At 55.7% G+C, this 4600-nt stretch carries 4 protein-coding genes; all 4 read left to right on the top strand.

All coding sequences use genetic code 11. The features are described from left to right. On the top strand, window positions 1–382 hold a 382-nt coding region (locus tag B2W96_RS01910; RefSeq protein ID WP_293008000.1), incomplete at its 5' end, for a helix-turn-helix domain-containing protein. A gap of 171 nt (window positions 383–553) precedes the next feature. Then, complete coding sequence (locus tag B2W96_RS01905) at window positions 554–1840, top strand: aspartate aminotransferase family protein (RefSeq protein WP_312159459.1); 1287 nt, start codon at window positions 554–556, stop codon at window positions 1838–1840. 37 nt (window positions 1841–1877) lie between these two features. Next, a complete protein-coding gene (locus tag B2W96_RS01900; protein WP_293007998.1) occupies window positions 1878–3248 on the top strand; it encodes an aldehyde dehydrogenase family protein in 1371 nt (456 codons plus the stop codon). A 165-nt stretch (window positions 3249–3413) separates the two neighbouring features. Then, window positions 3414–4600, top strand: a 1187-nt coding sequence (locus B2W96_RS01895) for an acetyl-CoA hydrolase/transferase family protein (RefSeq protein WP_293007996.1), incomplete at its 3' end; no start/stop codon positions are given.

Genomic DNA, 4600 nt, shown 5'->3' with positions numbered 1-4600 from the left:
GATTGAACTTTCAAACCGTTTTTTCGGTGAGCAGGCGGTTGCTCCTGTCAACAGGATTGCCAGCAGCGCGGTTAAGCTGATTGTCGGCACGCCCGGCTCCCCACGGGTATCCGTCATGATTCAATCGCTGGGATACAGCCAGCAGTATATCAACAGCATCTTTAAATATTGCTTCGGCGTTTCCATAAAAAAATATTCCGACATTATCCGCGCGCAAACCGCAATCACTTATTTGAATTCTACCAATCTCATGGATGTCATTATCGACTTGGGCTATTACGATCAGGCCCACTTTATCCGGGATTTTAAACAGTATACCTCCCTGACGCCAAAGTCTTTTGTGGATCAGGTGTGCAAAACCAAGGCGGGTATGATTGTATAAAATCCCTCCCGCAGTCAGGCCCCCGCGCCGCTTTCCCAAAGGACGGGGGAAAGCTTCATTTTTTACAATCAATTCCACCGGCCTTTGCTTACAATAAAACAAAGTTGTTAAATAATTAAAGTCGGTATCATGTCTTGTGACGCTTGAAAAATTAGAAAGGAAGATTCTATTATGACACAACACGAGAGAGCCCAATCCTTGATGCCCCCCATGGCCATGCACGACAAATCAACCCCCTGCGTGGTAAAAGGCGAGGGTTGCTATCTGTATACAGAAGAAGGCCGCAAGATTCTGGACTTTGCCTCCGGAATCGCCACCAACGCTCTGGGCCACTGCCACCCCAAGGTGGTTGCCGCCGCTGAAAAGCAACTGCACACGCTGGTCCACGCCGGGCACAACATCCTGTATTACGAGCCCTATACCACGCTGGCGGAAAAGCTGATTGAGAAGACCGGCGGAAAGTACAAGCTGTACTTCTCCAACTCCGGCGCCGAGGCCAACGAGGGCGCCATGAAGCTGGCGAAATATGCCACACAGCGCCCGGTCATCATCTCCATGAAGAATGCGTTCCACGGCCGCACCATGGCCACCGCCACCATCACCACCTCCAACGCCGCTTACCGTAAAAATTACGAGCCTCTGATGCCCAGCGTGTATTTTGCCGAGTATCCTTACCTGTTCCGCACGCCCTATCAGATGAAGGACGGCAAGTGCCCCAAGGAATACTTCACCCAGTTTGACGACATGTTCAAGAAGATTGTGGACCCCTCCATGGTGGCGGCCATTATCATGGAACCCATTCAGGGCGAGGGCGGCTACGTCGTTCCTCCCGTGGAGTGGCTGAAGTATGTCCGCGAGCTGTGTGACAAGCACGGGATTCTCCTGATTTTTGACGAGATTCAGTCCGGCTTTGGCCGCACCGGCGATCTGTATGCATGGCAGACGCTGGGCATCGAGCCCGACATTTTCACCTCTGCCAAAGCCATCGGCGGCGGACTGCCCCTAAGTGCCGTATTCGGCAAAAGCGAAATCATGGACAAGTGGGGCAAGGGCGCTCACGGCGGAACCTTCGGCGGAAACCCCGTCTCCTGCGCCGCCGCTCTGGCTGTGATGGAAGAGCTGTTTGAAGGCGGCGTTCTGGAAAACTGCCGCAAGATGGGCGAAATCGTCCGCACAAGAATGTATGACCTGCAAAAGAAATACAGCGTCATCGGCGACGTGCGGGGCATGGGCCTGATGAACGCCATGGAGTTTGTAAACCCCGAGGACAATGCGCCCAACGGAACTCTGTGCTCCGCCGTAATTACCGAGGCGCTGAAGCGCAATCTGCTGCTGCTGAGCTGCGGCGCCGACAAAAACAACATCCGCCTGATTCCCCCTCTGAACGTGGACGAGGGTACGCTGGACGCGGCTTTTAAAATCATTGACGAGTCCATTGCCGCTGCGCTGAAGGGCTGATAAAAATTACTGGAATTATTTTGGAGGTTATTGTAAAATGGACACACAGGAGTATCTGAAGTCCCTGGTTGCTGCCGCCCGCACAGCGCAGAAGGAGTTTGAGAAGTACCCTCAGGAAGTGGTGGACAAGGCTGTGAAAGCCATCGGCAAGGTCATTTATGACAATGCCGTGGAGCTTGCCCACATGGCTGTGGATGAAACCCGCATGGGCAATTATGAAAGCAAAATTGGCAAGTGCCGCAACAAGTCCAAGAGCGTCTGGTGGCGCATGAAGGACAAAAAGAGCCGCGGGATTATTGAGCGGGACGCGGAAACCGGCATTATGAAGGTGGCAAAGCCCATCGGCGTTATTGGCTGCATTGCGCCCACCACCAATCCCGTCATCACGCTGATGCACAATTCCATGTGCAGTCTTAAGTGCGGAAACGCCATTATCATCTGCCCCCATCCCCGGGCCAGAAAGGTGGGCGTGAGAACCACCGAGCTGATGATCGGAGAGCTGGACAAGCTTGGAATGCCCAAGAATCTGATCCAGATTATCCCCGAGCCCACCATGGATCTGTCTGCCGGACTGATGTCGGTGGTGGACCTTTGCATCTGCACCGGCGGCCCCGGCATGGTCAAGGCGGCGTATTCCTCCGGCAGGCCCGCCTACGGCGTGGGTCAGGGCAACGTGCAGGTTCTGGTGGATCGCGATGTGGACCTCAACGAGGTTGCCAAGATGGCCATTGCCGGCCGCATTTTTGACAACGGCGTGCTGTGCACCTGCGAGCAAAACCTGATCTGCCCCCGGGAGAAGGCCGACGAGATGATTGCCGCCATGAAGGCCAATGGCGCTTACTACATCGACAACGAGGTTGATGCTGAAAAGCTGCGCAATAGCTGCTTCCCTGACGGGATGCTGAACAAGGACTGGCCCGGCGCCAGCGTTCAGAAGATGGCCGAACTGGCCGGGCTGGAGGGCGTGCCTGCCGACGCCAAGGTCATTCTGAGCTGCACCAAGGGGTACGCCCACGACGACGTTTTGGCAAAGGAAAAGCTGTTTCCCGTCATGGCACTGTTCCTGTACGACACCTGGGAGGAGTGCATGGAAATTGCCCGCGCCAATCTGGAAATGGAGGGCATCGGCCACAGCGTGGTGATTCACTCCAATACCGACGCGCATATTGAGGCTGTCCCCGAGGTGATCAACGTCTCCCGGTACGCGGTGAATCAGGTGGGAGGCACGGCTTTGGGCGGCGCCATGGACAATGGCCTGAATCCCACCACCACGCTGGGCTGCGGCACTTGGGGCAACAATGCCATCAGCGAAAACCTGTGGTTCTATCACCTGATGAATGTCAGCCGTATTTCCTACAAGGTTCCCACCATGTATGTCCCCACCGACGAGGAAATTTGGGCCGACTGAGCTTCCCTTGCCCGTGCAGGGCGGAATTTCTTGTGAATACCGCCCTTACCTTCACATCAGGGAACGTCCGGCTTAAATAAGCCGGACGTTTCCGTAAGGCCCATGAATGGACGTAGGATACTGTGCGTCAAGCGTAAATTTTTGCAAATGGGAGCGAAAACAACCATGGAAGATTATAAACATAAATTTGTAAGCCCCGAGGGGGCTGCCGCCCGGGCGGTGCAGTCGGGAGACTGGGTGGACTATGGATTCGGCGCAGGCTTTCCCGAGTTGATGGACCGCGCGCTGGCGGCACGGAAGGGCGAATTGCGGGATGTGAAAATCCGGGGCGGTCTGGTGATTCGCCCCCGCATTGAGGTGGTTGAGCAGGATCCCGAGCAGTCCACCTTCACCTATTACAGTTGGCACATCGGAGACTACGAGCGCAAGCTCCAAAGCCGTGGCCTGTGCCGCTTTATGCCTATGATTCTGCGCCAGCTTCCGGAGCTTTACCGCCGTCATATCCGGGTGGATGCGGCGTTTGTTCCCATTTCCCGGCCAGATGACAAGGGCTTTTGCGGTCTGGGTATTTCCAACTACGCCTGGCGAACCATCTTTGAAAACGCCAGGACGGTAGTCTTTGAAATCAACGAGCATCTGCCAAGACTTCAGGGCGTGAACGGGTCCCACAGGGTTCATCTGTCCGAGGCGGATTATATCGTAGAGGGCGAGCACGAGCCGCTGCCTCTGCGCACCTATCGGGAGCCGTCTCCAATTGACGTGGAGATCGCAAAGCATGTGGTTGCGGAAATTCCCAACGGTGCGGTGCTGTCTCTGGGGGTGGGCGGCGTACCCTTTACCGTGGCAAAGCTGCTGGCGGATTCTGATTTAAAAGATTTGGGCTGTCATACCGGCACCATCAGCGACGCGTTTTTGGCCCTTCATAAGGCCGGAAAGCTTACCAATGCCCCGAAGGAGCTTGACGCCGGGCGCTCCACATGGAATCTGGCCATGGGCTCTCAGGAGTTGTACGACTGGCTGGAGCAGGAGCCGCAACTCTTTTCCCCCGGCGATGTGGATGTTGTCCATGCGCCGGAGCGAATGGGCAAAATGAAGAATTTCATCAGCATCAACGGCGGCGTGGAGCTGGACCTGATGGGACAGGAGAACGCGGAGTCGGCGGGCAGCCGCCAGCTTTCCGGCACGGGCGGCCAGCTTGACTTTTTGGAAGGAGCATTTCGCTCCGAGGGCGGAAAAGGGTTTATCTGTCTGGCCGCTGCACACAAGAAGAAGGATGGGACGCTCAAATCCAGCATTGTTCCCTTTATCTCCGGCGGAAGCGTGGTCTCCGCACCGCGCAGTATGATTCAATA

This window comes from Oscillibacter sp. UBA6647, assembly GCA_002455655.1.
In the GTDB taxonomy this organism is placed as follows: domain Bacteria; phylum Bacillota; class Clostridia; order Oscillospirales; family Oscillospiraceae; genus Oscillibacter.
This window is presented reverse-complemented; position numbering and strand designations above follow the sequence as displayed.